The organism is Amycolatopsis sp. SID8362, assembly GCF_010550475.1.
Lineage (GTDB): Bacteria > Actinomycetota > Actinomycetes > Mycobacteriales > Pseudonocardiaceae > Amycolatopsis > Amycolatopsis eburnea.
Genome location: NZ_JAAGNB010001867.1, coordinates 1 through 2,725, shown reverse-complemented (window position 1 = coordinate 2,725; position 2,725 = coordinate 1). Strand labels below are relative to the sequence as shown.

General features: G+C 73.9%; 2 protein-coding genes. Both read right to left on the bottom strand.

Annotated features, from left to right (window positions below; genetic code table 11):
- Nucleotides 1-423: beta-ketoacyl synthase N-terminal-like domain-containing protein (locus G3I65_RS56260; RefSeq protein ID WP_160704828.1), on the bottom strand; the 423-nt coding region annotated here is incomplete at its 3' end.
- A gap of 5 nt (nucleotides 424-428) precedes the next feature.
- A partial coding sequence (locus tag G3I65_RS56255) for an SDR family NAD(P)-dependent oxidoreductase (protein WP_160704826.1) occupies nucleotides 429-2,725 on the bottom strand: 2,297 nt, incomplete at its 5' end.

Below are 2,725 nucleotides of genomic sequence, written 5' to 3'. Positions count from 1 at the left end.
CTGCGTGGCGGTGCGGACGCGCTGGTCGAGCCGGACGAGGCCCGGGGTCAGGTAGCCGCCGCGGCCGAGCACGACGCCGACCTTCGCCCGGTCCGCGGGCAGGCGGTCCGGGCCACCGGCGTCGGCGAGGGCCTGCGCCGCGACCCGCAGCGCGATCAGCTGGTCGGGTTCGGTGGCCGGCACGGACGTCGGCATGATGCCGAACCCGGCGACGTCCACTTCGGCCAGTTCGTCGACGAACCCGCCGCGGCGGCAGTAGACCCGGTCGGCCCGTCGCTCGGCCGGCGCGTAGTGCGCGGCGTCCCACTTCTCCGGCGGCACGTCGGTGATCGCGTCGACGCCGCCGACGAGGTTGCGCCAGTAGGTGGCCAAGTCGGGCGCGCCGGGCAGCAGCACCGACATCCCGACGATCGCCACGCGCATCCCCGTCACCACCCGGAAGCGGTGTGGACGACGGCGGCGGTGCCGGCGCGGCCCCAGGCCAGCTCGCGCAGCAGGCCGAGGGCGCCTTCCTCGGGGTCGATCAGCGCGATGCCGCGGCGGGCGTAGTCGCGCATCAGCTCGGCTGTCACCATGCCGCCGGCGGCCGGGGCCCACGGTCCCCAGTGGACGGTCACCGCCCGCCCGGCGGGCCACCGGCGGCCGAGGGTTTCGAGTGCGTCGTTGGCCGCGGCGTAGTCGGTCTGGCCCCGGTTGCCGAGCGCGGCGGCGATGCTGCCGAACAGGACGACGAACTTGGGCTCGTCAGGCAGGTCGGCGGTCGCTTCGAGGAGGGTTCGCGCGCCGTCCGCTTTGGTGCTGTAGACGCGGGTGAAGGACTCCGCGGTCTTGTCCGCGACGAGCTTGTCCTCGATGACGCCGGCGGCGTAGACGATCCCGTCGAGCCGCCCGTGCTCGGCGTGGATCTCCTTGACCGCGCGGTGGACGGCTTCGGCGTCGAGGATGTCGACGGACTGGTAGCGCACCGGGCTGCCGAGGGCTTCCAGCTCGGCGAGGGTGGTCCGGACCTCGCGCTCGCCGGTGATCCGCCGGACGGCCCGCTCGATCTCGGCGGGGTTCCGCAGGTCGGTCGCGATGAGGGCGGCGCGGAGTTCCTTGGCGTCTTTCGCTTGCGGGTACTCGTCTTCCGCGGCCAGGGCCGTCCGGCCGAGCAGCTCGATCCGGCACCGCGCGGTGGCCGCGAGCGTCCTGGCGAAGCGGGCGGTAATGCCCTTGGCACCGCCGACGAGCAGGACGACCGACTCGCGGTCCAGCCCGATGGCGGCGGCTTCGGCCACGCCGTCCCCGGCCGGGCCGGCTCCGTTGGTGGCGAGGGGGCCGAGGTCTTGTTCGGTGGGCTGGATGCCGTGCCGGGTGGTCCCACGCCGGATGACGACCGGCTCGCGGTCCGGTGTGGACAGTTCGGCGACGAGCCCGGCGGCATCCGCACCTTCGACGACCCGGGTGAGCGTCTCCGGGTACTCGCGCGCGACGCTGCGGTGGAACCCGCGGAGCCCTTCGGCCGGTCCGGCGCTGAGCAGCCACCGGGGGTGCGCCGCGAGGGCGTCCTGGTAGCGCGGGAAGGCGGTGGGCAGGACGGGGTCGAGGAACAGGTAGCCGTCGAAGCCGGGGCGCACCTCTTCGGCGGTCTCGGCCTCGGCGCCGTGGGTCTCGAGTTCTCCCCGGACGTCCTCGGCGAACGTGCCGGAGCCGAGGACCAGGAACCGGCGGCCCGCGATGTCGGGGGTGCCGGCCGGGGCGAGTTCGACCTCGGTCAGGACGTACCGCTTCGGCGCGATGACCACGGGCTCGGGCTCGGCGGCCACCGGCCGCGGTTCGTCGTGGCTCGTGCCCAGCAGTTCGGCGATCCCCGCCGCGGTGCGAGCCTTGGCCAGCTCCTCGACGTCACCGGTGCCGAGCCGGACGGTCAGCTCCCCGGCGATCTCGGCCCGCTTGATGGAGTCGACGCTCAGGTCCGCTTCGAGATCGAGGTCCGGCTCGATCATGTCGACCGGGTAGCCGGTCCGCTCGCCGATCACCGCGACCACGGTCTCCAGCACCGACGTCCCGGCCTCGGGCTGCTGCGGAGTCCCGACCAGGTCGGCGATCGCCGCCGCCGTGCGGGCCTTGGCGAACTCCTCGACGTCACCGCCGGTCAGCCCCAGCCGCGCGGCCAGCTCGCCCGCGATCTCCGCCCGCTTGATCGAGTCCACGCTCAAGTCCGCTTCGAGATCGAGGTCCGGCTCGATCATCTCCACCGGGTACCCGGTCCGCTCCCCGATCACCGCCACCACAGTCTCCAGCACCGAGCGCCCCAATGTGGCCTTCGGTGCGTCAGACGCACCCAAGGCGGCCTTCGGTGCGTCTGACGCAACCAAGGCCACCTTGGGGCGCTCGGGGACCACGACGGTCGGGGCTTCGCTGCTGCCGAGGAAGCCGAGCAGGACGTCGCGCTGGGCGGCGATCATCTCGCGGCTCGTGCGGAGGAAGTCGGCGACCATCGCTTCCGAAGTCGGCTGTTCCGCAGGGGAAGATCCCAGGGAGATCTGCTCGGCCGGGCGTAGTGCGCCCGCCGGGATCGTGCCGTCCGCGGTGCGGAGCAGGTGGCCGTCGACCGTCCACCCCGGACGCTTCGGCCGCGGGGACGTGCCCGCGTCGACGGCGTCGCGGCCGCGGAACAGCCAGCCCGTCTCGACCGGCACGCCGGACACCGCCAGCCGCGCCAGTGCGCCGAGGAAGCCCGGCA